Consider the following 24,315-nt stretch of genomic DNA (forward strand, 5'->3'; position numbering starts at 1 on the left):
CGCCCGCCGGGCCCGCGCGGAAACGCGTGCGCGAGCACCCCTTCGGACCCTGTAGACTTCTTCTCGGCCGGTCGGGGAAACGAACGTTCCACCGCCGGTCGTGGTGGGTGTAGCTCAGATGGTAGAGCACCTGGTTGTGGTCCAGGATGTCGCGGGTTCGAGTCCCGTCACTCACCCTTGAACATCAGCCGGTGATGTCGTCGAAAGACGAGATCACCGGCTGATGTGTTTTTCGCCTGCCCTGAGCCGGCAGCCCGCCGAAGCGCCCGGACCCCGGCCCTGGATCGGGGCCGGGGTCCGGGTCGGCGGGTCAGGAGGACGCCCGGACCACCAGTTCCGTGGGCAGGACCGCCCGGCGCGGGCCGTGGGAAGCCGGCGGGCGGTCGGCGATCTCCGTGAGGAGCAGGTCGATCATCACCCGGCCCATCTCCTGTATGGGCTGACGGACGCTGGTGAGCGGCGGGTCCATGTGGCGGGCGATGGCGGAGTCGTCGTAGCCGACCAGCGCGACGTCGTCGGGGATGCGGCGGCCCGCCTCGCGCAGCACCTGGCGGGCGCCCGCCGCCATCACGTCCGAGCCGGCGAAGACCGCGTCCAGGTCCGGCCGGCGGGACAGCAGCGTCGCCATCGCGCGCCGGCCGCCCTCCTCGGTGAAGTCGCCCGGCTCGATGAGGAGTTCGTCCTCCGGGTGGCCCGCGTCACGCAGGGCCTCGCGGTAGCCGGTGGCGCGGCGCTGGGCGCCGTAGACGTCCAGCCGGCCGGTGATGTGCGCGATCCGGCGGCGGCCGCGGGACAGCAGGTGCTCCACGGCCGAGCGGGCGCCGCCGTAGTTGTCCGAGTCCACCGAGGTGAGCGTTTCGGCCGCCGAGCGCGGGCCGCTGATCACCGCCGGGATCTCCAGTCCGGCCAGCAGGTCGGGCAGCGGGTCGTCGGCGTGGACGGAGACCAGCAGGACGCCGTCCACGCGGTGGGCCGCCAGGTACTGCGCCAGCCGCTGCCGCTCCCGGTCGCTGCCCGCGAAGATCAGCAGTAGCTGCATCTCGGTGTCGGAGAGTTCGCCGCCGACGCCGCGCAGCATGTCGGAGAAGTAGGGCTCGGCGAAGAACCGGGTCTCCGGCTCGGGGACGACCAGGGCGATGGCGTCGGTCCGGTTGGCCGCGAGGGCGCGGGCGGCGGTGTTGGGCACATAGCCCAGCTCGGCTACGGCCGCCTCGACGGCCGCGCGGGTCGCGTCGCTGACCCGGGGCGAGCCGTTGATCACCCGGGAGACCGTGCCCCGCCCGACCCCGGCCCGCGCGGCGACCTCCTCCAGGGTCGGCCGTCGGCCGCCCCGGCCTCTCACACCGCTGCCCGCCATGGTCGCCGCCTTCCGTTCACCGCCGTCAGGCCAGGAATGTACAGGCCAGGAATGTAACAGCGGGACGGCGGCGCCCTCGATTCCGCGGGCGGCGGGCCCGGCCGGGTGCCGGGGCCGCCGCCCGCGCGCCGGTCAGGCGGGCAGGGCGTTGTTCCGGATCACCTCGGCGTACCACCGGGAGCTGGCCTTGGGGATGCGGCGCTGGGTGGCGTAGTCGACGTAGACCGCGCCGAAGCGCTTCGAGTAGCCGTAGGACCACTCGAAGTTGTCCAGCAGGGACCACAGGAAGTAGCCGCGCACGTCGGCGCCGTCGGCGATGGCACGGCGGACGGCGTCCAGGTGGGCGTGCAGGTAGGCGATGCGCTGCGGGTCCTCGACCCGGCCCTCGGGCGAGACGTAGTCGTCGAACGCGGCGCCGTTCTCGGTGACCATCAGGGGCAGCCGCGGGTGCGCGGCCGCGAGCCCGGTCAGCAGCGTGTGCAGACCGCCGGCGTCGATGGCCCAGTTCATCGCGGTCAGGTTGTCGTTGGCGAGGTGGAAGGCGACGTCCTCGGAGCCGGTCCACGGCGAGTGGTCGCTCGCTCCGTGGCCGTCGTTCCGGGTGGCGCCGACACCGTCGGCGGGCCGGGAGACCACGGTCGGCGCGTAGTAGTTGACGCCGAGCATGTCGAGGGGGCGGGAGATCTCCGCCAGGTCCCCGTCGCGCACCAGCTCCGCCCAGTCGACCACGTGCGCGGTGTCGCGCAGCAGGTCCTCGGGGTAGGCGCCGTCGAGCAGCGGGCCGGTGAAGATCCGGTTGCCGACGGCGTCGATGCGGCGGGCGGCGTCGGCGTCCTCGGGGCTGTCGGTGAGCGGGCGCACCTGGTGCAGGTTCAGGGTGATGGAGGTCTGCGCGGACGAGGGCAGGGCCGCGCGGAGCGCGCCGACGGCCTGGCCGTGGCCGAGGTTGAGGTGGTGCGCGGCGCGCAGCGTGGCGGCCGGGTCGGTCCGGCCCGGGGCGTGCACGCCGGAGCCGTAGCCCAGGAACGCCGAGCACCAGGGCTCGTTGAGGGTGGTCCACAGGCCGACCCGGTCGCCCAGGGCGCGGGCCGCCAGGTCGGCGTAGTCGGCGAACCGGTGGGCGGTGTCGCGGTTCGGCCAGCCGCCGGCGTCCTCCAGCTCCTGCGGCAGGTCCCAGTGGTACAGGGTGGCGACCGGGGTGATCCCGGCCTCCAGGAGGGCGTCGGTGAGGCGGCGGTAGAAGTCCAGGCCGCGTTCGACGGCGGGGCCGCGTCCGGTGGGCTGGATCCGGGTCCAGGAGAGGGAGAACCGGTAGGCCTTCAGGCCGAGGTCCTTCATCAGCGCCACGTCGTCGCGGTACCGGTGGTAGTGGTCGGCGGCGATGTCCCCGGTGTCACCGTTGCGGATCTTGCCGGGAGTGTGGCTGAAGGTGTCCCAGATGGAAGGCGTGCGGCCGTCCTCGGCGGCGGCGCCCTCCACCTGGTAGGCGGCGGTGGCGGCACCCCAGACGAAGCCGGTCGGGAAGGAGGTGTCCAGGGCCGGCTGGGCCGTGGTCTCGGGTCGTACGGCGGTCATATGAGAGCGCTCCCAAAGCGAGGTGAAGTCGACGGACGCCGGACGGCGGTCCGGGAGGTACGGGGAGTGTGGGCGGGGAACCGGGCGCGGCCCGCGGACGGAGGCGGCGCCGGACGGACGGTGCCTGCCCCGGTGGTGGGTGCCCGGTCCGGTACGGCCCGCCGCGGGGCGGCTGGAGGAGGCGGGTGCGTACCGGACCGGGCACGAGTGCGGGGCCGGCGCGGCGAGGCGCGCGCCGGCCGTGGGTGCGGGGCCGGCGCGTGCGGCCGGCCCGGCGGCGGGGACGGCTCAGCCCTTGACCGCACCCGCCATGATTCCCCCGACGATCTGCTTGCCGAAGATCACGAAGACCAGCAGCAGCGGCAGGGTGCTGATCAGCGCGCCGGCCATGACGATGCTCTGGTCGGGCGTGTAGGCGGCGCTGAGCTGGCCCAGCGCCACCTGGATGGTGGGGTTCTCCTGGTTCAGCGCGAGGAAGGGCCAGAAGAAGTCGTTCCAGGCCTGGACGAAGGTGAGCATGCCCAGCACCATCATCGCGGGCCGGGCCACGGGCAGGACCACGCTCCACACGATGCGGATGTTGCTCGCGCCGTCCACCTTGGCCGCCTCGATCAGCTCGTACGGCAGCGCCTCGATCAGGTACTGGCGCATGAAGAAGACGCCGAAGGCACCGACCAGGGTCGGGAAGATCACCGACTCCAGCTTTCCGTTCCACCCGATGTCCGACACCATCATGAACAGCGGTACGACGCTGAGCTGGGGCGGGATCGTCAGGGTGGCGATGACCGCGGTCATCAGCACGTTCCGGCCGCGGAAGCGCATCTTGGCGAAGGCGTATCCGGCCAGGGTGCAGAAGAACAGCGTGGCGGCGGTGATGCAGCCGGCCACGATCACGCTGTTGACGATGGCCTTGCCCAGGTGCGCCTGGTCCCAGGCCGCCTGCAGATTGCTCCACAGCCTGCCGCCCGGCACCAGCGGCGGCGGGCTGTCCAGCACCCGCTGCTGGTCGTGGGAGGCGGCCACCAGGGTCCAGTACAGCGGGAAGACGGAGCCGAGGCCGACGACGATCAGGGCGACGTAGGTGAACGGGCCGCCCCGCAACTGCTGTCCGGCGCCCATGCGCAGGCGGCTGCGGGTCTTGCGGGGGGCGGCGAGGGGCGGTACCGGGACGAGGTCCGGGGAGGTCGTGGTGGGACTGGTCGTGGTCATCGAGGTCGCTCCCGTCAGGCCGCGTTCTTGCGCGTGAACCGGCCGACGATCCAGTTGATCAGGGCGATGAGCAGCAGCAGGACGAGCATGGCCCAGGCCACGGCGGCGGCCGGTCCCAGATGGCCCAGCTTCCAGCCGTAGTTGAAGAGGTAGATGCTGAGCGTCTCGTACTGGTGCTCGCTGCCGCCGATCGAGCCCAGGGTGCCGCCCTGCAGCAGCAGCGGCTCACCGAACAGCTGCATCGAGCCGATGGTGGAGATGACGATGGTGAACAGGATCGTCGGCCGCAGCGAGGGGATGGTCACCTTGCGGAACTGCTGCCAGCGTGTCGCCCCGTCGATGGAGGCGGCCTCGTACAGGTCGGCGGGGACCGACTGCATGGCCGCGAGGTAGATGAGGGCGTTGTAGCCGGTCCACCGCCAGATCACGATGACCGAGATGGCGATCTTGGAGGTCCACTCCCCGTTGCCCCAGTTGATGTTGCCGGCGCCGAAGAAGTGCAGCACCCAGTTGAGGATGCCGCCGTCGGCGCGGAAGACCAGCGCGAAGACCAGCGCGGCCGTGGCCACCGAGGTGGCGTACGGGGTGAGGATGACGGTCCGCCAGAAGGTGCTGGCGCGCAGCTTGTAGTTCAGCAGGTGGGCCAGGCCCAGGGCGACCAGGAGCTGCGGGACGGTGGAGATGACGCCGATGACGAACGTGTTGGTGACGGCGGTCCAGAACTCGGAGTCCTGGAGGATCCTGGTGAAGTTGTCCCAGCCGACCCACTCGGACTGGTCGAGGGCCGTCATCTCCACCCGGTGCAGGGCGATCCAGCCGGTGTAGAGCAGCGGGTAGAGCCCGAAGGCGCCGAAGACCAGGAAGAAGGGGGCGATGTAGGCGTACGGCGACGCCTTGTCGTCGAAGCGCCACAGCCGGGTGCGCCATGAGCGGCGTCCGGGTGACGCGGCGCCGCTGCCGCCGGGCGGCGGGGTGTAGGCACCCCGGGCGGGGGTTGTCGTTGCCACGGAGGGAGTCCTTCCCTGAAGGTTTCGGCCGGGTGCGGGCGCGGGGGCGTTCGGGGACCGGGACCGGTCCGCCGCTCCCCGCGCGGACCGGTGCGGTGGCGGACGGCCCACGCCGCGGCCTGACGTGCGTATGAGGCGGAAGACCGGCCGTCGGCTGCCGGTCCCGCCGGGTGACGCCGCGGCGGCGCCCCGGGCGGGGCACCGCGCACGCCGTCGGATGGTGTCCGCCCGGGCCGCGGGCCCCGGGCCGGGTACCCGTCGTGCGTACCCGGTGGCGGAGCCGGCGCGCGGGCGGGGTGCGGGCGGCCGGCGGGCCCCCCGCACCCGGTCCGGCTAGCCGAGCGCCTTGTCGACCGTGTCGGTCGCGGCCTTCCAGGCGTCGTCGGGCGACGTGCTCCGCTGCTCCATGTTGTTGATCTGGTTGGAGATCGTGTCCTTGATCGTGGCGTCCTTCGCGCCGAGCACCGCCTCGGGGATGGACTTGGCCTCCTCGGCGTAGATCTGGCCGACGGGGGCGTCACTGAAGTACGGCAACTTGGCGTCCTTCACGTCGGCCAGCTCGTAGGCGCCCTTGTTGGACGGGAAGACACCGATCGCCTTGAACACCGCGGCCTGCTGCTCCGGGGCGGTCAGCCACTTGACCAGCTCGGTGGCCTCCTTGACGTGGTCGCCGCTCTTGGGGACGGCGAGGAAGGAGCCGCCCCAGTTGGCCGCGGTCGAGCCGGGGGCGCGGGAGATGTCCCACTTGCCCTTGTAGCCGTCACCGGAGTTGGTGGAGATCTGGCCGGCCATCCAGGCGGGGCAGGCCACGGTGGCCACGGAGCCCTTGCGCAGCGCCGCGTTCCAGGCGTCGGTGAACTGGGGCAGGCCCTGGGTCAGCTTCTTCTGGGCGGCCTCGGCGGCCAGGTTCCAGCCCTGCTTCACGGACGGGCTGTCCTTGTAGACCGCCTTGCCGTCGGCGTCGTAGTACTGCTGCGCGGAGGAGCTGACGACCGCGTTGTACATGGCGGAGGCGGAGTCCATGAAGTAGGTGCCGGACGGCGCCTTCTTCTTGTACTGCTCACCCAGCTTCAGGTAGTCCTCCCAGCCGCCGGCGACGGCCTTGGCGACGGCCTCGCGGTCGGTGGGCAGGCCCGCCTTCTGGAAGAGGTCCTTGCGGTAGCACAGGGACATCGGGCCGATGTCGGTGCCGGCGCCGACCACCGTGCCGTCCTTGGCGGTGGCCTGCTTCTCCTTCCAGGAGACCCAGTCGGCCACGTTGATCGTCTTGCTCAGGTCGGCGTACTTGGCCGCCTGGGTGTCGACGACCTCCTTGATGCGCCCCACCTCGATGCCGGTGACGTCCGCCAGACCGCTGCCCGAGTTCAGCTGCTGAAGGAGCTTCGGGTAGTAGTCCTGCTCGTTGGCGGTGGTCTCTTCCTTGACCGTGATGTTCGGGTGCAGTTCGTGGTACTTGGCGAACAGGCCGGCCTCCTTGTAGCCGAACTGCCCGTAGTCGGCCAGCGTGAGGGTGATGTTCCCGTTGGCGTCCGTGCTGCCCGAGTCGTCGTCGCTGCTGCAACCGGTCAACAGCAGGGCGGATGCCGTGAGGACCGTCGTGGTGACGGCCGCTGCTCTGCGGCCGTGACCGCCGCCGGTACGGGTGATGCGCATTCCACTACTCCTTGTTCCAGTGGGGAACGGGACCTCAGGAATCGGACCGCCGGACCCGGCGGCCCGGACCTGCCCTCTCGGTACGAGCAGCGGCTGGCCAACAGCACGCGTCGTGCGGTTGAAAGTGCTGGTCAACGGTGTGCCATGCAAGGTAGAGGGGAAGGCCATGGGTGGTTCTGTCCGAACGGAAGAGAGACCCCGGTCACCCCGTGGGACCGCTCCCACGAGGCATGCCGGAAGACTCGTTGGTGCCGGGCCGGGTGTCAAGACTTGAAGTCGGCGTTGTTGCGCAAGCGTGTTCCGTACGTCACGGGAACGTGTCGCGCGCCAAGCCGCCACCGGCCCCTGATCCGGCTGCTGTCTCCAGCGTCGGGGCAGGTCACCGGCGGGTCAATCCCCGTGACCGGACAACTGCGCGCCGGCGCGGGACGGTTGCCGGAATTCCTGGGACAGAATGAAGGCCCCCTCCCACGGACCCGCTGGAAGGTGAACGATGAGTCCTCCCGAACAGCCGCAGCCGCCCGGACCGGCGGACGTGCGGCGCCCGACCCTGAACGCCGTGGCGGCCCTCGCCGGCGTGGGCCGCGGCACGGTGTCGCGGGTGATCAACGGCTCCCCGAAGGTCAGCGACCGCTCCCGGGCGGCCGTCGAGCAGGCGATCGCGGAACTCGGCTATGTCCCGAACCGCGCCGCCCGCTCCCTGGCCACCCGCCGCACGGACTCGGTCGCGCTGGTCGTGCCCGACGCCCAGAGCCGGCTCTTCTCCGAGCCGTACTTCTCGGAGATCATCCTCGGCGTCTCCGCCGGACTCGCCAGCGCCGGGATGCAGCTGCTGCTCGTCCTCACCGGCGACGAGACGGAGCACGCCCGGCTGGCCGGCTATCTCGCCGCGCAACGCGTGGACGGCGTGCTGCTGATGGCCGTCCACGCCGACGACACCCTGCCCGACCGGCTGGCGGAGCTGGCCGTGCCCACCGTGCTGGCCGGGCGCCGCAGCGACCGCGAGCGGCTCGGCCATGTCCGCTCGGACAACCGGGGCGGTGCCCGGCTCGCCGTCCGGCATCTGCTGGCGGGCGGCCGGCGGTGCGTCGCCACCATCACGGGGCCGATGGACATGGACGTGGCGCGGGCGCGGCTCGACGGCTACCGGGAGGCGCTGCGGGAGGCCGGGGTCGCCGTCGAGGAGGAACTGATCGCGGCGGGCGACTTCACGGAGCAGGGCGGCCGCGCGGCCATGCGGGAGCTGCTGGCCCGGCGCCCGGATCTGGACGCCGTGTTCGCCGCCTCGGACGTGATGGCCTCCGGCGCGGTGCTGGAACTGCGCGCGGCGGGCCGCCGGATCCCGGGGGACGTGGCGCTGGTGGGCTTCGACGACTCGATCGTGGCCCGGCACATCGACCCGCCGCTGACCAGCGTCCGCCAGCCGCTGGCGGACATGGGCCGCACGATGGCGAGCCTGCTGCTGGAGGAGATCGCCCAGCGGGGCACCGGCCAGCGCGGGGTGGTCCTGCCGACGGAACTGGTGGTGCGCGAGTCGGCCTGAGGGGGCGTACTCCCGCCGGCGCACCGGCCGTTCTCCCGCCGGGTGGTTGTGCCGGGGCGCCGGTGCGGGCAGGGTGCCGGTGGAGGCGTGACGCCGGCGAGGGCGGGACGTCCGGCGGGGGCGGGCACCGAAAGGCGCCGGCACCCATCGGGCGCGGGTACCCCCTTCCCTTGTGGGAGCGCTCCCATGCATAATGCAAGCACCCGACCCGTGGGAGAGTCCCCATGCCCGAACCGATGACCGTGGCCTTTCCGCCGGCCTTCCGCTGGGGCGCCGCGACCTCGGCGTACCAGATCGAGGGAGCGGTGCGGGAGGACGGCCGCACCGCGTCGATCTGGGACACCTTCAGCCATACGCCGGGCAAGACGGCCGGCGGCGAGACCGGGGACACCGCGGTCGACCACTACCACCGCTACCGCGACGACGTGGCGCTGATGGCGGAGCTGGGCCTGACCGCGTACCGCTTCTCCGTCTCCTGGCCCCGGGTGCAGCCGGCGGGCCGGGGCCCGGCACTCCAGCGCGGCCTGGACTTCTACCGCAGGCTGGTGGACGAGCTGCTGGCGCACGGCATCAAGCCGGCGCTCACCCTCTACCACTGGGACCTGCCGCAGGAGCTGGAGGACGCGGGCGGCTGGCCGGAGCGGGACACCGCCTTCCGGTTCGCCGAGTACGCGCAGCTCGTCGGCGAGGCCCTGGGCGACCGGGTGGAGGACTGGATGACCCTCAACGAGCCGTGGTGCAGCGCCTTCCTGGGCTACGGCTCCGGGGTGCACGCGCCCGGCCGCACCGACCATGCGGCCACGCTGCGCGCCGCGCACCACCTCAACCTGGGCCACGGGCTGGCCACCTCGGCCCTGCGGACGGCGCTGCCGGCCGGCCGCAACATCGCGATCAGCCTCAACTCCGCGGTCGTACGGCCGCTCACCCAGGACCCGGCCGACCTGGCCGCCGCCCGCCGGATCGACGATCTGGCCAACGGCGTCTTCCACGGGCCGATCCTGCACGGCGCCTACCCGGAGTCGCTGTTCGAGGCCACCCGCGCGGTGACCGACTGGTCCTACGTCCTGGACGGCGACGTCGCCACCATCAACGCCCCGCTGGACGCGCTGGGCCTGAACTACTACACGCCGGCGCTGGTCTCGGCCGCGTCCGCCGGCGCCAAGGTCCCGCGGGCCGACGGCCACGGGTCCAGCGAGCACTCGCCGTGGCCGTGCGCCACCGACATCGTGTTCCACCAGACGCCGGGCGAGCGGACGCAGATGGGCTGGACGGTCGACCCGACCGGCCTGTACGACCTGATCATGCGCTACTCCCGGGAGGCGCCGGGCCTGCCGCTCTACATCACCGAGAACGGCGCGGCCTACGACGACAAGCCCGACCCCGAGGGCCGCGTCCACGACCCGGAGCGCATCGCCTACCTGCACGGCCATCTGACGGAGGTGCGCCGCGCGCTCACCGACGGCGCCGATGTGCGCGGCTACTTCCTGTGGTCCCTGCTGGACAACTTCGAGTGGGCGTACGGCTACGAGAAGCGGTTCGGCGCGGTCTACGTGGATTACGCCACGCTGGAACGGACACCCAAGTCGAGTGCCCGCTGGTACGGGGAGACGGCTCGCACGGGAGTGCTGCCGCCGCTCCCGTCCATCTAGCCCGGAGGACGCGGCCTGCCGTGGGGGGACGGGCCGCGTCCTTCGCCGTATCCGGCCGGTGCCGGGTGTGCGCTACGAGCGGGCGGCGAACGCCTTCATGAAGGCGAACGGGGTCTGGGCGACGGAGCTGCACGTGGCGTCGGCGGTGGGCTTGGGGCCTCCCGCGCAGCTCTTGTCGCGGGCCGCGGACCACATGGAGAGCCAGCCGAGGCCCTTGGACCGGGCGAAGCCGGCCAGCTGGGCGGCGTCGTCGACCGTGAAGACCTCGGAGGAGACGTCGTTGACACCGATCATCGGTGTGACGGCGACGGTCTTCCAGGCGGCGGAGTCGGACAGCCCGAGCACGCTCTTGACCTGGGCCTGGGTGGCGGTGGCGGCCTGCTCGGCGTAGGTGCCCATGTCACCGCTGTACGAGGCGCCGTAGTCCATCGCCATGATGTTGACGGCGCCGATCCGCACGCCGTGGGACTTGGCGTCGGCGAGGAGGTTCACGCCGTCCTGGGTGAGGCCCTCGGGCATCACCGGCAGGGTGAAGGAGACGTCCAGGTCCGGGTGCTGGGCCTGCAGCTTGGCGATGGCCTGGGCGCGGCGGGTGTTGGCGGCGGTGTCGGGCAGCGCGCCGCCCTCGACGTCGAAGTCGACCTTGGTCAGCTTGAACGCGTCGACCGCCTTGCCGTAGGCCGCCGCGAGCGTGTCCGCGGAGGAGCAGGTGGTGGCCAGCTCGGAGCCGGAGGCGCCGCCGAAGGAGACCCGGACGTCACCGCCCTTGGCGCGCAGCGCGCCGATCTGCGCGGCCACGGCGTCGCCGGTGAGGTCCGTGACGCCGCCCCACTTGGGGGTGCAGCCGCCGCCGTCGGTGAGGAAGGCGAGGTGGTAGGTCTTCACACCGGTCGCGTCGGCCGCGCCGAGCAGGTCGAAGGCCGGGTAGAGGGAGGTGTCGACGTAGGGCGCGAAACCGGCGGTGGTGCCGGTGCCGGTGCCCGTGCTCGGGGTCGGGGTCGGGGTGGCGGTCGGGGTGGCCGTCCTGGTGGGCGTGGGGTCCGGCGACGGGGTGGTCTGGGTCGGACGGCCGCTCGGCTCGGGGGTGGCGCCGCCGTCCGCGGAGCACGGGGCGTCGTCGATGCGACAGCCGGCCGGGTCACCGCTGCCGTTGACCACGAAGCCGACCGTCACCGACTTGCCGGGGGCCAGGCCACTGGTGTCCCAGGCGGCGGGCCGCACGGTGACGTGCCGGCCGCTCACGCCGGACTCGCCGTTCCACAGCGAGGAGAGCGTGGCGCCCGCGGGCAGGTCGAACTCCAGCGTCCAGGTCTTCTCCGCCTGGCCGGTGTTGTTGGTGACGACGTACTGGGCGGTGTAGCCCGTGGACCAGTCGCTGGTCCTCGTGTACGCGGCGTTCACCCCGGCCGCGTGGGCGGTGCCGGTGAGCAGGACCGCGCCCCCGCCGATCACGGCCGCGGCCAGCAGACCGCCTATCGCCTTGTTCCTGCCGCTGATCCTGCGCCGGTGCGTGCTCATGCGCGTGCCTGCCTTCGCTGTTCACGGGGGTGGGGTGCGGGAGCACGCTAGCGATCCGGAAAGGGACAAACCGCTTCTTCGGGGTGCCGGGCGCCGTCCTTAGGGTTCGCTTAAGGGAGCGATCGGGGGCGGTTAAAGGTGACGGCCGGTCTGCGCGCCCGCCGTCTGCGCACCGGGCCCCGCCGGCCGCGCCCCGCCTGCCCGCCTCCGTCGAGCTGGAACCAGATCCGCACCTCCGTGCCGCCCAGCACCGAGGAGCCGATGCGGACGTCCCCGCCGGTGGACTCGGCGAGCCGGCGGACGATGTCGAGGCCGAGTCCGGTGGAGCCGGTGTGGCCCGAGCCCCGGCCGCGGGCCATCGCCGCCGCCGGGTCGGCTATGCCGGGGCCCGCGTCGGAGACGAGCACGATCACCGCGTCCCCGGCGTGGTGCACGTCGACCGCGAAGGCGGTGCCCTCGGCGGTGTGCCGGAAGACATTGCCGAGCAGGGCGTCGAGCGCGGCGGCCAGGTCGGCCCGTGCCACGGGCAGCCGCACCGGCCGCTCCACGCCGGCCACCCGCCATCTGCGGCCCTCGTCCTCGGCGAGCGCGGACCAGAACTCCATGCGCTCGCGGACCACTTCGGCCACGTCACAGCCGGCGCCAGGCCCGGCGGCGGCCGTCTGCGGCTTGGCCTCCCGGGCCGTCCGGATGATGGTGTCGACCTCCCGCTCCAACTGGGCGACGGCGGCCCGGGTCTGCTCGGCGGCCGGTCCCGCCCCGAGCGAGGCCGCGTTCAGCCGCAGCACGGTGAGCGGGGTGCGCAGCCGGTGCGAGAGGTCGGCCGCCAGCTCGCGTTCGTTGGCGAGGAGCTGGACGACCTGGTCGGCCATGGAGTTGAACGCGACCGCCGCGAGCCGCAGTTCGGTCGGCCCGTCCTCCGGGACGCGGGCGCCCAGTCTGCCCTCGCCCAGCTCGTGCGCACCCTCGACCAGCCGCCGCGCCGGGCGCACCATGCGCACCCCGAGCCGGTCGGCGACCGCGACCGAGCCGACGGTCAGCGCCAGACCGACGGCGGCGAGCACCGCCCAGGCCGTGCCGACGCCGTTGGTCATCTCGGACTCCGGGACGTACACCTCGACCACCGCGATCGCGGTCGAGCCGAGGGCGACCGGCTGGAGCAGGGCGGAGCCGCCGGGCACGGTGGCGGTGGAGGCGCGGCCGAGTCTGCGGACGGCCTGGACGTCCCGGGCGGTGGCGCGCGGCCGGCCGAGGTCGAGCGCGGGCCGGCCGGTGCCGGCCGGCAGGTGGACGGTCATCCGGGAGCCGGTGCCGGCCGCGGCCACCACGCGCTCCAGTTTGTCCCGGTCGGTGGTGATGGACAGGGCGGGCGCGACCGCGGCGGCCTGCCGTTCGGCACGGGCGAAGGCGCGGTCGCGGGCCATCTCCTTGACGACCAGGCCGAGCGGGACGGCGAAGGCGACCACGACCATCGTGGTGACCGCGAGACAGACCTTGACCAGCGCCCACCTCATCGCGGCTCCCCCTCCGCGGGCGGTTCCAGCTTCACGCCGACGCCCCGCAGGGTGTGCAGATAGCGCGGCCGGGCGGCCGTCTCCCCCAGTTTCCGGCGCAGCCAGGACAGATGGACGTCGATGGTCTGGTCGTCGCCGTAGGACTGCTGCCAGACCTCGGCGAGCAGTTCCCGGCGCGGGACGACGACGCCGGGCCGGCCGGCGAGGAAGGCGAGCAGGTCGAACTCGCGGCGGGTCAGATCCAGCCGGACGCCGTCCAGTTCGGCCTGGCGGCGCAGCGGGTCGACGGTCAGGCCGCCGACCCGGAGCACGGACGGCGGCGCGGCCTCCGCGCCGCCGCCCCGGGACCGGCGCAGCACGGCCGCCATCCGGGCGGCGAGGTGCTCCACGGAGAACGGCTTGGTCAGATAGTCGTCCGCCCCGGCGTTGAGCAGCCGGACGATCTCGGTCTCGTCGTCCCGGGCGGTGGCGATGATGACCGGCACGTCGGTGATGCCGCGGAGCATCTTCAGGGCCTCGGAGCCGTCCAGGTCGGGCAGTCCGAGATCCAGGATGACCAGGTCGAAGCGGAAATGTGCGACCTCGCGCAGCGCCTCCAGTGCCGTACCGACGCTGCGCACGAGGTGTGCGGCGTCGGTCAGATGCCGGATGAGCGCCGAGCGTACGAACTGGTCGTCCTCGACCACGAGCACACTTGCCATGCGCCGCACCGTACGCCATGTGGTCCGGACCGGCCGGGGCCTGTGGACGACCGCGCGGTTGTGGACAGCCGGTGTGGCCGGTGAGGCAGTATGACGCCGATGCGCAGAGGACTCGTACACGTACTGGCCTGGCTGTCGGCGACGGGAGCGGCGGCCACGCTGTCGTGGTGGGGCGTGCACACGGTGATGGCGGGCACGGTCTACGACCCGCCGCGCGCACTGCCGGTCACGGCGGCCGACGCGGCGGCCACGCAGGCGGATTCGGCGTCCCCGGCACCGTCGCCCTCCCCGTCCCCGGCGCGGACACGGTCGGTCCTTCCGGCGCCGGCCCCCACGCCCGCGCGCGCCTCCGCCCACTCCCGGCCCCCGTCCCCCGCCGCCCCGGCCACCACTCCTACTGCCACTGCCACCGCGTCCGGCCGGGTCAGGGCCTACGACACGGACGGCGGCCGGGCGGTGTTCGACCTCGGTCCGGCCGCCGCGACACTCGTCTCGGCGGCGCCGGGGGCCGGTTGGTCGATGCAGGTGTGGAAGACGGAGCGCTGGATCCGGGTGGAGTTCAGCCGGGACGCGGACCGGGTGTCGGTCTTCTGCACCTGGCACGACGGGCCGCCGCGGGTCGAGGTGGTGACGTACTGACATCCACGACGGTCCGGCGCGGGTCTAGGTGGTGACGTACCGACCACCAGACCGCCGGCCGGCGCGAGCCGGGGTCCTGGACCAGGGTTCTAGCGGAACACCGAGGGCGGCGGGGCCGGGGAGGCGACCGCGGCCGCGTCCGACACGGGCGCCGCGCCGCCGGTGAAGTCGGTGAGCCGGCTGCCGTGTTCGACCCGGCCGGGGTGCGGGTCGGACGCGGCGCGGCGGGTGAGTTCGGCGAGCGGCAGCGGCGCGTCGGAGGCGGCCAGGATGGCGTTGCCGAAGCGCTTGCCGCGCAGCACGGCCGCGTCGGCGATCAGCGCGAGTTCGCCGAACCGGGCGGCGGCGGTGGCGATCTGGCCGCGCAGATGCGCGAGCGGCGGGCCGTCGGCCAGGTTCGCCGCGTAGACACCGGAGGGCTTCAGGGCGCGGCGGACCTCGTCCAGGAACTCGGTGGAGGTGAGGTGGGCGGGGGTGCGGGCACCGCTGAAGACGTCGGCGACGACCAGGTCGGCCCAGCCGTCCGGCACCTTGGCCAGACCCGCGCGGGCGTCCGCCGCGCGCACCCGGATGCGCGCGCCGGGGTCCAGCGGCAGTTCCCGGCGGACCAGTTCGACCAGGCTCGCGTCCCGCTCCACGACCTGCTGGGTGGAGCGGGGCCGGGTAGCGGCGACGTACCGGGCGAGGGTGAACGCGCCGCCGCCGAGGTGCACGGCGTGCACGGGCCGGCCGGTCGGGGCGACGAGGTCGATGACGTGGCCGAGGCGGCGCTGGTACTCGAAGGAGAGGTACGCCGGGTCGTCCAGGTCCACGTGCGACTGCGGCGCCCCGTCGATCAGCAGCGTCCAGGCCCGGTCGCGGTCCGGGTCGGGGACGAGCTGCGCGAGCCCGCCGTCGACCGGTTCCTCGACGGCCGCGGCCGATCTGCGCCGGGTATTCCTTGACCTGCCCATCCGCCTATTTTCGCAGCCTCCGCGAGGGCGCGCGCCGGCGGTGGGCGCAGACCCGTGGGGCACCCTGAGAGTGACCGACGGCGACCCGAGAGCGACCGGGGGCGGCCCGCAGGAACGGCCTCGGAGCGTCCGGCGGCGACCCCGGAGTGACCGGTGGTGGCCCACGGGGACGGCCTCAGCAGCAGTTGTCGGCCACCTCGATCAGCCGGGCCGCCTCGTCCAGGGCCCGGCGCAGCACCGCCGGGTCGGTGGCGGCGTCGGCGTCGCCGGGCGGCAGCAGCCAGGCGGAGCCCTCCATCGGCGGCCCGGGGTCCAGCCTCAGCCCGCGCCCGTTCGTCTCGGTGCAGGTGCTGCCGGGCACGTCCCAGCCGGCCGCGGTGCCGGGCGGCACCAGGAAGCCGAGGGTGTCGCGGCCGTCGTCGTGCAGGACGGGTCCCACCGCGTCCGCGGCCCCGCGCCGCAGGATGTCGACCGCCTCCAGCCCCTGCCGGGCCGGCACCGTCACGAGGTCGCACGCCGGGTCGCCCGCCGCGGGCGCGGCCGACGGTGGTGACGGTGACGGTGACGGTGACGGTGACGGTGACGTACAAGGTTCGTTGCTCCGGCTGGTGTCCATGCCTGGCCTCCACCACACAGCCCCGTTGCGGTCCGTGATGTCCAACGCGCGAGCGCGTCAACGGCTACGGCGCAAGTGCGCCGCAAAGGATGGCACTTCATGGCAGATCCTGGAGGAGGTATCCGCTTTGTGACCAAACACCGCGTGGCGAGCCCTTCACAACAGGTACGTTCATGCCCGCCGGAACCAAGGCGTCATCCGGGCGGCTCGTCCGGAATCGCCCCGGTTCCGGCATGGTTCGACGGTTCGCACGAGAGGACCCGGCCATGGCGTCGTCCACGGTGACCTCGTCACAGCCCGAGCGGCCGGCCCGGCCGAATCTCGCCTTCCGGCGGCTGCGCGGCCGGCGCTCACCGGCCGAGTTCGCGGCCCTGGTACGACGGGCCGCGCGCGAGATCGGTGAGCGGGTGAGCTGTGACGCGCGCTACATCGGCCGGGTCGAGGCGGGCGAGATCCGCTGTCCCAACTACGCGTACGAACGGGTGTTCCTGCACATGTTTCCCGGCCGCACGCTCACCGATCTGGGGTTCGCGCCCCGTTCGTCCGTCCGCGGCCGGGCGGCGCGTACGGCCCCGGAGGCGCCGGAGGCGTCCGTGCCCGGCAGGGCACCCGGTGAGTCGTCCGGGGCCGTCGAGCCGTACGACCCGCTGGACCCGCAAGAGGAACACCCCCCGAACCACGAGGAGAGCGACGTGCTGCGTCGCGCATTCATGACCGGCTCAGGCGCCACGATGGCCGCCGCCACGCTGGCCCCGCTGGGGCTCACCACCGGTGCGCGGGCGGCGGACCGGCCGCCGCGGCGGGCCGGGACCACCGAGGCGGCGGCGCTGGAGGAAGCGGTCCGCCGCATCCGGCTGCTGGACGACCGGCACGGCGCGGACGGCCTGTACCGGCGCGCGGCGGCCCCGCTGCGCGCCGCCTACGCGCTGCTCGACGCCGGCGCCACCCGGCAGGCCACCGCCGACCGGCTGCACACGGGCGCCGGTGAACTGGCCATCTCCGTCGGCTGGCTGGCCCACGACTCCGGCCGGTTCGACGACGCTCGCTCGCACTACGCGGAGGCGCTGGCCACCGCGCGCATGACCGGCGATCCGGGGCTGGAGGCGCACGCCTTCTGCAACACCGCGTTCCTCGCCCGGGACGCGGGCCGGCCCCGGGAGGCGGTCAGGGCCGCGCAGGCCGCGCAGCGCGCCGCCCGGCCGCTCGGCTCGGCCCGGCTGATGTCCCTGCTCGCCCTGCGCGAGGCGGGCGGCTGGGCGGGGCTCGCCGACCGCACCGGCTGCGAGCGGGCGCTCGCCCGGGCACAGGCCCTCTTCCAGCGGGGCCACGCGGACGCCGACCCGGAGTGGATGAGCTTCTACGGCGAGGCCGAGCTGGCGGGGCTGGAGGCACAGTGCTGGTCCACGCTGGGCGACTGGCGCCGGGCGTCCCGGCACGCGCGGCGGGCGGCGCGGCTGCAGGACCCGCACTTCACCCGCAACATCGCGCTGTACACCGCGGAACTGGCCGACGACCTGGCCCGCGAGGGCCGTCCCGACGAGGCGGCACAGGCGGGGCTGCGGGTGCTGGCGCTGCTGGACCAGGTCCAGTCCTCCCGCATCCAGAACATGCTGGCGGGTACGGCGAGGGTACTGCTGCCGCACCGGCGGGCCTCGGGCGTATCGGAGTTCCTGAACCGTCACGCGTCCCTGCCCCGCCGGACCTAACCGGCCGGCGCCGGGAGGGGACGGGAGGGGACGGGCCGGGGTGGTCACCGGCCGGCGGGGCACCGGGGCCGGCCCCGCGGCCCCGGGCACGGGCAGGCGCGGGTCGCCGGCCCGCGGACCTGACCACGGCCGGTCCTCGCCACCCCCGGCGCGGGCAGGCGCGGTCGCCGTACGCCCGTCCACCCGGTCCGGGGACGGGCCGGTGCGGCCACGGGACCGCGAGGCGGCCCGGCCGGTCACCGTGGTCCGGGCGGGGCCGGTGCGGCCACCGGACCCACCGGGGTCCGTGGCCGTGGGCGTCGTCCCCGGTGGCGGTCGCGTCCGGGGGCGCCGGAGGGCGCGCGGTGGCCGGCGCGGGTTCCCCGTGGACGGCTGTGGTCGCGTCAGTGGGTTCCTATGGACGGCGATGGCCGCGTCAGTGGGTCCCCCGTGGACGGCGGTGGTCGCGTCAGAGGGTCAGGTGGCCCAGGTCGTTCCAGCTCTCGATCGCCGGCTCGCCGTAGGCCCAGCCCAGGACGGACAGCGAGGTCGGGTTCAGCCGTATCCGCGCGGCGAAGTCCAGCGGCAGGCCCAGCCACCGCGCGCCGATGGACCGCAGGATGTGCCCGTGGGCGAAGACCAGGACGTCCCGGTCGGCCGAGCGGGCCCAGGAGACGACCTCGTCCGCGCGCGCGGTGACCTCGGCGACGGTCTCCCCTTCCGGCACCCCGTCCCGCCAGATCAGCCAGCCCGGCCGGGTCGCGCGGATCTCGGCCGGGGTCATCCCCTCGTACGCGCCGTAGTCCCACTCCAGCAGCGTGTCCCAGTGCTCGGCGCGCTCGCCGAACCCGGCGAGTTCGCAGGTCTCCCGCGCGCGTGCCAGCGGGCTGGTGCGCACCTCCGCGTCCGCCAGCCCGTCCAGCGGGGCGCGGTGCAGCCGCTCGCCGAGCAGCTTGGCCCCGCGCCGGCCCTCCTCCAGCAGGGGCACATCGGTCCTGCCGGTGTGTTTACCGGACAGCGACCACGCCGTCTGTCCGTGCCGGGCCAGCAGGATGCGCGGTGCCATGGGAGACCTCTCCGGGAGGGTGACGCCACGAGGACGTCACGGAAACGACGGCTGACTGCGGTCCCTCCATCATCGCGCACCCCACGGACAGGCAACCCGGCGGGCGATCCCGGCGTCTTCGAGGGCTGAGCCCGCGTCCGGGCGGGACCCCAGCGGCCCGCACGGTCGGCGCGGGGACACGTAAAGTGGCACGGTCGCCCGCCGGGGGCGCACCGCGCAGCGCGCCGAAGGGGAGGGCGATCGGATTGCCGCAGACCGAGACACCGGGCACCGAGGTGGCCCCCCGTACCCGGCTGCGCTGGTGGACCGAGCTGCCGTTGATCGTGCTGGTCTACAGCTGCTATTCGGCCGGCCGGCTCCTCGCGCGCGGTGACGTCTCCGGCGCCGTCGATCACGGTCTGGCGCTGCTGCGCATCGAGAAGGCCCTGCGCCTGAACGCCGAGCACCCGCTGAACCGGCTGTTCACCCAGGAGGCCTGGCTCGGGGTCCCGGCCGACTTCTGGTACGCCTCGCTGCACTACCTGGTCACGCCCGCCGTCCTGGTCTGGCTGTTCCGCGCGCGTGCCCGGCACTACCGCGCGGCCCGCACCTGGCTGATGACCTCCACCTTCATCGGCCTGATCGGCTTCACCCTGCTGCCGACCTGCCCGCCCCGGCTGCTGGCCGCCGACCACGGCTTCGTGGACACCATGGCGCAGTACAGCTCGTACGGCTGGTGGGGCGGCGAGGCCAGCGCCCCGCGCGGCATGGGCGGCATGACCAACCAGTACGCGGCGATGCCGAGCCTGCACGTGGGCTGGGCGCTGTGGTGCGGTGTGATGCTCTGGCGGCACGGCAACACCCGGCTGGCCAAGGCCGTCGGCGTCGGCTACCCGCTGGTGACCGCGATCGTGGTCATGGGCACCGCCAACCACTACCTGCTGGACGCGGTCGCGGGCGTCGCCGTGATGGGCGTCGGACTGCTGCTGGCGCCGTACGTGCTGCGCGCCGGGAACCTGCTGCGGACCCGGGCCGCGCGCCGTACCCCGGCGGTCGCCGACGTCGCCCGTTCCCCGATTGTCAGTGCCGGATGCCAGACTTCCGCGGGTGAGCGAATTCCACGCCAGCGCGAGTCGCGGCTCGACCCCGCGGCCGGACCGGACCCCTCCCCCACCGACGCGGGGGAAGGGGCTGCGGCACCGGCTCGCTGAGCTGCGCGGACCCGAGGTACCGGCCAAGGCCCTGGACGCGCGCGCCCTCGCGGCGCTCGCCGCGAACCCCGGGTGCGCACGGCGGGCGATACTGGACGGCGCCGGGGTGGACAAGGCCCGGCTGGCCACCGCGCTGGGCGCGCCGTCCGGCTTCGGGCAGTCGCAGTTCGCGCTGACCCGGGGCAACGCGTTCGAGGCGCGGGTGAAGGCGGACGGCGGCGCGGAGCTGCTGCGCCTGGTGCACGCCCGGCTCGATCCGCGCGCCGAGCCGCCCGCCGGCGCGGCGGTGCCCGACCTGACGGCGCACGGCCCCGAGGGGCGTACGGCGCGTACGGCGCTGGCGCTGCGCGAGGCCACGCGGGCCGGCGGCTGGACGCTGCTGGACCATCCGATGCTCGCCCTGGACGTGGCGGGTTCCCTCGCCTTCCTGGAGCCGGACGCGGTGGTGGTGCACCCGGACGGCAGCTGGTCGGTGGTGGAGATCAAGTCCTTCCCGATGGTGGACGGCGTCGCGGACCCGGCGAAGGTCGGCGCGGCGGCCCGCCAGGCGGCGGTGTACGTGCTGGCGCTGGAGGAGGTCGCCGCACGGCTCGGCGCGGAACCGGAACCGGCCGGAAAGCACCTCGCCCCGGAGCCCGCCGAGGCGCCCCGCGACCGGACGACGGCCGAGGCGCCGCACGACGCGGAGTCCGCCGAGCCACTCAGCGGCCGGGAGACAGCCAAGGCGCCGCGCCCCGAGCCCGCCGAGACGCCACGCGACCGGGAGACGGCCAGGGGGCCGGGCGACCCGGAGCCCGCCGAGGCACCCCGCGCCCGGACGACGGCCGAGGCGCCGCGCGACGCGCAGTCCGCCGAGACACCCAGCGGCCGGGAGACAGCCAAGGGGCCGCGCGACCCTGAGTCCGCCGGGGCGTCCCGCGGTCCGGGTGCCCGGGTGCCCGTCGTGCGTCACCGGGTGCTGCTGGTGTGCCCGCGGGACTTCTCGAACCTGCCGGCGGGCTCCGCCGTGGACGTCCGCAAGCAGCGCGCGGTCACCGCCCGCCAGCTTGCTCGGCTGACCCGGGTCGAGGAGATCGCCGACACGCTGCCCGAGGGCACGTGCTTCGCGCCCGACCGGCCCGCCGAGGAGCTGACGGCGGCCGTGGAGGCGGTGCCCGCGGCCTATGCGCCCGAGTGCCTGTCCGCCTGTGAACTGGCCTTCCACTGCCGTGAGCGCTCCCGCGCGGCCGGCGCGGTCACCCCGCTCGGCCGGCCCCTGCGGGCCGAGCTGGGCGGCCTGGCCACGGTCGGGGAGGTCCTGGCGGCGGCCCGCGGCGAGAGCGGCGACCCGGACGACCCGGCGGTGGCCGCGCTGCGCCGGGCGGCGGCGCTGCGCGCGGAGGCCCTGCGGGCGGCCGGCGAGGCGGCCGCGGCGCGCGCGCAGGCACCGGCGGCCGGCGGGGAACTGCCCGCCGCGCGCGGTGCGGCGCCGGCGCCCGTCCGGGAGGTGCCGGCGTGTCGCTGATCACCGCCCTCGCCCGGCTGGAGGCCGTCGACCGGGGCCGGGCGCAGCCGGCCGCGACCGTCCGGCACCGGCATCTGTCCGACCGTCCGCTGGTGTTCGTGCCGTTGACCACCGCCGGTGAGACCGGCGCCCCGCTCGGCGCGCTGGTCGGCACCGACCGGGACGCGCCCCGGCTGCTGGTCGTGCCGCAGCCCCGGGACCGCGATCTGCGGTTCACGTTCCTGGCCGACCTGGCCGGTGTGGTCCTGCCGCACATCGACGCGTACGCGGACGCCGTGGAGGCCGCCGAGCGCACCGAGACCGACCCGGAGACCGGCAAGCGGGTCAAGGTGGAGGCCGAGCTGTGCGCGGACGCGCCGCAGCTGATCGTGCCGAGCCGCACCGGCCTGGACTTCGTCCGGCTGCTGGGCCGCTCCATGCGGTTCCGGCGCACCGCCGAGCAGGACCCGGACGCGCCCTATCCGGCGCCGCCCCGGGTGCCGCTGCTCGGCCGCTGGCTGACCCACTACGGCGAGCGTTCCAGGGTGCCCGGCTCCTCGCTGCTGCTGGCCCTGACCGACGTGCTGTCCCGGCACTGGGTGACCGGCCAGTCCGGCCTGGAGGACGAGCACCTGGGGGCGCTGCTGGCCTGGATCGACCCGCCCGAGGGCCTGTCCGGCGCCGGGGCCGCCCGCCGGGCGGAGCTGGCCCGGGACGCGGACGGGCAGTTGCTGTGCCCGCCGGCCGGACCCGCCACCGACCCGGCGTTCGACAACAAGCTGCTGGCCCCGGCGATCGAGCGCTACGACCGCGCGCGCACGGCGCTGGCCGCCGCCGAGGACCCGCTGGAGGCGGACGGCCGGCTGGCCGCGCTGACCCGGGCCGAGCGGGAGGTCCGCGATCTGGTCGAGAGCCGCACCCGGCCCACCTGGGACGCGGTGTGGCGGGGACTTGACCTGCTGCGGGAGCTGCCGCCGGGCGCGCACGTGGCGGAGCGGTGGACCCGGGACCGCTGGTCGTTCACCGCGCACCGGGACCGGGTGCGGGCCGGCGAGCCGCCGCAGCCGCGCCGGGACGACGCGGTGACGGCGGCGAACAAGCTGGCCACCCGCGAGCGGGAACAGGCCCGGCTGGAGGCGCAGGAGGCGCTGGACGATCCGCTGGTGATGGCCGGGCGGCGGCTGGCCGGGGAGGCGTTCGCGGGCGAGGTGACCGAGGTGGTGATGGCGTACTCCGAGGGCCGGCGGCCGAGCCCGCGCCCGCTGGTGACGGTCCGCACGGAGGACCGGCCGCACCTGGCGGAGCGGGCGCGGGTGTTCCGGTCGCTGGAGGGCAGACCGCAGTCGGCGGAGTTCGTCGGGTACGAGGCCGACGGAGTGCTGACGCTGCGCGTGCTGGACAAGATGGGCCGCGGCAAGGAACCGGAGCCGGGTTCGGTGCCGGACCCGGGCGACCGGGTCTGCTTCACGCTGTTCGAGCACGAGCAGCGCGGCGGCGCGAAGCTGCCCGACCCGGAGGAGACCCCGTGGACGCATGGCGGCCCGCCGGGCGAACCGGTACCGGAGACGCCCGATCCCGTCACCGAGGAGGACGTGCTGTGACGACCGTCGGCTTCGACCCCGCCGCCGCGGCGGGCCGCGCCACCGAGGCGATCCTGCACGACACACTGCACGGCACCGAGCGGGGCGTGGTGGTGGACTCCCCGCCCGGCGCCGGCAAGTCCACGCTGGTGGTCCGCGCGGCGCTGGAACTGGCGGAGGCGGGCCGCCCGCTGATGGTGGTGGCGCAGACGAACGCCCAGGTCGACGACCTGGTCCTGCGGCTGGCCGAGCGGAACGGGGAGCTGCCCGTCGGCCGGCTGCACAGCAGCGACACCGACGCGTACGACAAGGCGCTGGACGAGCTGCCGCAGGTCCGCACCTCGGCGAAGGCGGCCGACCTGGCCGGTCTGCCGGTGGTGCTGTCCACCGCCGCGAAGTGGGCGCACGTGAAGACGGACGAGCCGTGGCGGCACGCGATCGTGGACGAGGCGTACCAGATGCGCTCGGACTCGCTGCTCGCCGTGGCCGGCCTGTTCGAGCGGGCGCTGTTCGTGGGCGACCCCGGCCAGCTGGACCCGTTCTCCCTCGTGGGCAGCGAGCAGTGGGCGGGGCTGTCGTACGACCCGTCGGCGTCGGCCGTGACCACGCTGCTGGCGCACAACCCGGGCCTGCCGCAGCACCGCCTGCCCGTGTCCTGGCGGCTGCCCGCCTCGGCGGCGCCCCTGGTCTCGGACGCCTTCTACCCGTACACGCCCTTCCGCAGCGGCACGCTCCACGGCGAGCGCCGGCTGAGCTTCGCCGTGCCCTCGGACGGTTCCGCGCCGGACCGGGTGCTCGACGAGGCAGCGGAGTCCGGCTGGGGCCTGCTGGAGCTGCCCGCCCGGCACACGCCGCGCACGGACCCGGAGGCGGTGCGCGCGGTCGCGGCGGTGGTGCGCCGGCTGCTGGACCGGGGCGGCGCGGCGCTCTCCGAGCGGTCCCCGGCGCCCGCGCCCGTCACCGCCGACCGCGTCGCCGTGGGCACGGCCCACCGCGACCAGGCGGCGGCGGTCCGCGCGGCCCTGGCCGAGCTGGGCGTCCCGGGTGTCACGGTCGACACCGCGAACCGGCTCCAGGGCCGTGAGTACGACATCACGGTGGTCCTGCACCCGCTCTCCGGCCGTCCCGACGCCACGGCGTTCCACCTGGAGACGGGCCGCCTGTGCGTCCTGGCCTCCCGCCACCGCCACGCCTGCATCATGGTCTGCCGCGCCGGGGTGAGCGACCTCCTGGACGACTACCCGTCCACGGAACCGGTCCGGCTGGGCACCCTGGTGAAGTTCCCGGACGGCTGGGAGGCGAACCACGCGGTCCTGTCCCACCTGGCGGAACACAGGGTGAGCTGGCGGCCGTGAACCGGCCCGGCGCGCGGCCGGC

General features: G+C 74.4%; 19 protein-coding genes and 1 tRNA gene. 9 read left to right on the forward strand and 11 right to left on the reverse strand.

Annotated features, from left to right (window positions below):
- Positions 1-103 precede the first annotated feature (103 nt).
- Positions 104-176, forward strand: a tRNA-His gene (locus ACH4OA_RS05260).
- A 134-nt stretch (positions 177-310) separates the two neighbouring features.
- On the opposite strand, the gene ACH4OA_RS05265 is transcribed toward ACH4OA_RS05260, so the two are convergent.
- The 5 genes from ACH4OA_RS05265 to ACH4OA_RS05285 form a co-directional block, all read right to left on the reverse strand.
- Positions 311-1,357 (reverse strand): LacI family DNA-binding transcriptional regulator, encoded by a 1,047-nt coding sequence (locus ACH4OA_RS05265; RefSeq protein WP_365941466.1) that lies wholly within the window; start codon positions 1,355-1,357, stop codon positions 311-313.
- Between the two features lie 132 nt (positions 1,358-1,489).
- Positions 1,490-2,932 (reverse strand): GH1 family beta-glucosidase, encoded by a 1,443-nt coding sequence (locus ACH4OA_RS05270; RefSeq protein ID WP_397939653.1) that lies wholly within the window; start codon positions 2,930-2,932, stop codon positions 1,490-1,492.
- A 288-nt stretch (positions 2,933-3,220) separates the two neighbouring features.
- Entirely contained in the window at positions 3,221-4,141 is a 921-nt protein-coding gene (locus ACH4OA_RS05275; RefSeq protein WP_365884239.1) for a carbohydrate ABC transporter permease, read from the reverse strand.
- Positions 4,142-4,155: 14 nt separating this feature from the next.
- On the reverse strand, positions 4,156-5,148 hold the full coding sequence (locus ACH4OA_RS05280; RefSeq protein ID WP_365884238.1) for a sugar ABC transporter permease: 993 nt from the start codon (positions 5,146-5,148) through the stop codon (positions 4,156-4,158).
- A 333-nt stretch (positions 5,149-5,481) separates the two neighbouring features.
- Positions 5,482-6,801 (reverse strand): ABC transporter substrate-binding protein, encoded by a 1,320-nt coding sequence (locus ACH4OA_RS05285; RefSeq protein ID WP_397967727.1) that lies wholly within the window; start codon positions 6,799-6,801, stop codon positions 5,482-5,484.
- 493 nt (positions 6,802-7,294) lie between these two features.
- On the opposite strand from ACH4OA_RS05285, the gene ACH4OA_RS05290 reads away from it, so the two are divergent.
- Both ACH4OA_RS05290 and ACH4OA_RS05295 read left to right on the forward strand, forming a co-directional pair.
- Positions 7,295-8,344: a LacI family DNA-binding transcriptional regulator gene (locus ACH4OA_RS05290; RefSeq protein ID WP_397939650.1), complete on the forward strand. Its 1,050-nt coding sequence runs from the start codon at positions 7,295-7,297 to the stop codon at positions 8,342-8,344.
- Between the two features lie 224 nt (positions 8,345-8,568).
- Entirely contained in the window at positions 8,569-9,993 is a 1,425-nt protein-coding gene (locus ACH4OA_RS05295) for a GH1 family beta-glucosidase (RefSeq protein WP_397967728.1), read from the forward strand.
- Positions 9,994-10,065: 72 nt separating this feature from the next.
- Here the strand turns inward: ACH4OA_RS05295 and ACH4OA_RS05300 are convergent, their stop codons facing one another.
- The 3 genes from ACH4OA_RS05300 to ACH4OA_RS05310 form a co-directional block, all read right to left on the reverse strand.
- Entirely contained in the window at positions 10,066-11,511 is a 1,446-nt protein-coding gene (locus tag ACH4OA_RS05300; RefSeq protein WP_397967731.1) for a cellulose binding domain-containing protein, read from the reverse strand.
- A 110-nt stretch (positions 11,512-11,621) separates the two neighbouring features.
- Positions 11,622-13,025: a sensor histidine kinase gene (locus tag ACH4OA_RS05305; RefSeq protein ID WP_397947315.1), complete on the reverse strand. Its 1,404-nt coding sequence runs from the start codon at positions 13,023-13,025 to the stop codon at positions 11,622-11,624.
- The gene (locus ACH4OA_RS05310) at positions 13,022-13,726 is read right to left on the reverse strand and encodes a response regulator transcription factor (RefSeq protein WP_365875916.1); all 705 of its coding nucleotides are present in this window, start codon (positions 13,724-13,726) and stop codon (positions 13,022-13,024) included. The genes ACH4OA_RS05305 and ACH4OA_RS05310 overlap by 4 nt, the downstream gene beginning before the upstream one ends.
- A 99-nt stretch (positions 13,727-13,825) precedes the next feature.
- Here ACH4OA_RS05310 and ACH4OA_RS05315 point away from each other — a divergent pair, with 99 nt between their 5' ends.
- Complete coding sequence (locus tag ACH4OA_RS05315; RefSeq protein WP_397967734.1) at positions 13,826-14,365, forward strand: hypothetical protein; 540 nt, start codon at positions 13,826-13,828, stop codon at positions 14,363-14,365.
- An 89-nt stretch (positions 14,366-14,454) separates the two neighbouring features.
- Here ACH4OA_RS05315 and ACH4OA_RS05320 read toward each other — a convergent pair whose 3' ends face one another.
- Together ACH4OA_RS05320 and ACH4OA_RS05325 are read right to left on the reverse strand one after the other, a co-directional pair.
- Positions 14,455-15,318 (reverse strand): spermidine synthase, encoded by an 864-nt coding sequence (locus ACH4OA_RS05320; RefSeq protein WP_397939641.1) that lies wholly within the window; start codon positions 15,316-15,318, stop codon positions 14,455-14,457.
- Between the two features lie 175 nt (positions 15,319-15,493).
- Positions 15,494-15,934, reverse strand: a complete 441-nt coding sequence (locus tag ACH4OA_RS05325; protein ID WP_397947317.1) for a hypothetical protein — start codon at positions 15,932-15,934, stop codon at positions 15,494-15,496.
- Positions 15,935-16,200: 266 nt separating this feature from the next.
- Here ACH4OA_RS05325 and ACH4OA_RS05330 point away from each other — a divergent pair, with 266 nt between their 5' ends.
- Complete coding sequence (locus tag ACH4OA_RS05330) at positions 16,201-17,640, forward strand: hypothetical protein (protein WP_397939637.1); 1,440 nt, start codon at positions 16,201-16,203, stop codon at positions 17,638-17,640.
- A gap of 448 nt (positions 17,641-18,088) precedes the next feature.
- Here the strand turns inward: ACH4OA_RS05330 and ACH4OA_RS05335 are convergent, their stop codons facing one another.
- A complete protein-coding gene (locus ACH4OA_RS05335; protein WP_397947319.1) occupies positions 18,089-18,685 on the reverse strand; it encodes a histidine phosphatase family protein in 597 nt (198 codons plus the stop codon).
- A 245-nt stretch (positions 18,686-18,930) separates the two neighbouring features.
- Between ACH4OA_RS05335 and ACH4OA_RS05340 the strand changes: the two genes are divergently transcribed.
- From ACH4OA_RS05340 to ACH4OA_RS05355, 4 genes are read left to right on the forward strand one after another with little or no spacing between them, the layout of a single operon-like run.
- Positions 18,931-19,875, forward strand: a complete 945-nt coding sequence (locus ACH4OA_RS05340; protein WP_397947320.1) for a phosphatase PAP2 family protein — start codon at positions 18,931-18,933, stop codon at positions 19,873-19,875.
- Complete coding sequence (locus ACH4OA_RS05345) at positions 19,772-21,379, forward strand: hypothetical protein (RefSeq protein ID WP_397967736.1); 1,608 nt, start codon at positions 19,772-19,774, stop codon at positions 21,377-21,379. The genes ACH4OA_RS05340 and ACH4OA_RS05345 overlap by 104 nt, the downstream gene beginning before the upstream one ends.
- A complete protein-coding gene (locus tag ACH4OA_RS05350) occupies positions 21,370-22,959 on the forward strand; it encodes a hypothetical protein (protein ID WP_397967738.1) in 1,590 nt (529 codons plus the stop codon). Before ACH4OA_RS05345 ends, ACH4OA_RS05350 begins: the two co-directional genes overlap by 10 nt.
- Positions 22,956-24,293: an AAA family ATPase gene (locus ACH4OA_RS05355; RefSeq protein WP_397939631.1), complete on the forward strand. Its 1,338-nt coding sequence runs from the start codon at positions 22,956-22,958 to the stop codon at positions 24,291-24,293. Before ACH4OA_RS05350 ends, ACH4OA_RS05355 begins: the two co-directional genes overlap by 4 nt.
- Positions 24,294-24,315: the final 22 nt, after the last annotated feature.

It is taken from the genome of Streptomyces sp. NPDC017095, assembly GCF_044332325.1.
In the GTDB taxonomy this organism is placed as follows: Bacteria; Actinomycetota; Actinomycetes; order Streptomycetales; family Streptomycetaceae; genus Streptomyces.

Bases quoted from the DNA above. Each gene is read 5' to 3' on its own strand.
- ACH4OA_RS05265 (WP_365941466.1), bottom strand. From the start codon at position 1,357: ATGGCGGGCAGCGGTGTGAGAGGCCGGGGCGGCCGACGGCCGACCCTG.
- ACH4OA_RS05270 (WP_397939653.1), bottom strand. From the start codon at position 2,932: ATGACCGCCGTACGACCCGAGACCACGGCCCAGCCGGCCCTGGACACC.
- ACH4OA_RS05275 (WP_365884239.1), bottom strand. From the start codon at position 4,141: ATGACCACGACCAGTCCCACCACGACCTCCCCGGACCTCGTCCCGGTA.
- ACH4OA_RS05285 (WP_397967727.1), bottom strand. From the start codon at position 6,801: ATGCGCATCACCCGTACCGGCGGCGGTCACGGCCGCAGAGCAGCGGCC.
- ACH4OA_RS05290 (WP_397939650.1), top strand. From the start codon at position 7,295: ATGAGTCCTCCCGAACAGCCGCAGCCGCCCGGACCGGCGGACGTGCGG.
- ACH4OA_RS05295 (WP_397967728.1), top strand. From the start codon at position 8,569: ATGCCCGAACCGATGACCGTGGCCTTTCCGCCGGCCTTCCGCTGGGGC.
- ACH4OA_RS05300 (WP_397967731.1), bottom strand. From the start codon at position 11,511: ATGAGCACGCACCGGCGCAGGATCAGCGGCAGGAACAAGGCGATAGGC.
- ACH4OA_RS05305 (WP_397947315.1), bottom strand. From the start codon at position 13,025: ATGAGGTGGGCGCTGGTCAAGGTCTGTCTCGCGGTCACCACGATGGTC.
- ACH4OA_RS05310 (WP_365875916.1), bottom strand. From the start codon at position 13,726: ATGGCAAGTGTGCTCGTGGTCGAGGACGACCAGTTCGTACGCTCGGCG.
- ACH4OA_RS05315 (WP_397967734.1), top strand. From the start codon at position 13,826: ATGCGCAGAGGACTCGTACACGTACTGGCCTGGCTGTCGGCGACGGGA.
- ACH4OA_RS05320 (WP_397939641.1), bottom strand. From the start codon at position 15,318: ATGGGCAGGTCAAGGAATACCCGGCGCAGATCGGCCGCGGCCGTCGAG.
- ACH4OA_RS05325 (WP_397947317.1), bottom strand. From the start codon at position 15,934: ATGGACACCAGCCGGAGCAACGAACCTTGTACGTCACCGTCACCGTCA.
- ACH4OA_RS05330 (WP_397939637.1), top strand. From the start codon at position 16,201: ATGGCGTCGTCCACGGTGACCTCGTCACAGCCCGAGCGGCCGGCCCGG.
- ACH4OA_RS05335 (WP_397947319.1), bottom strand. From the start codon at position 18,685: ATGGCACCGCGCATCCTGCTGGCCCGGCACGGACAGACGGCGTGGTCG.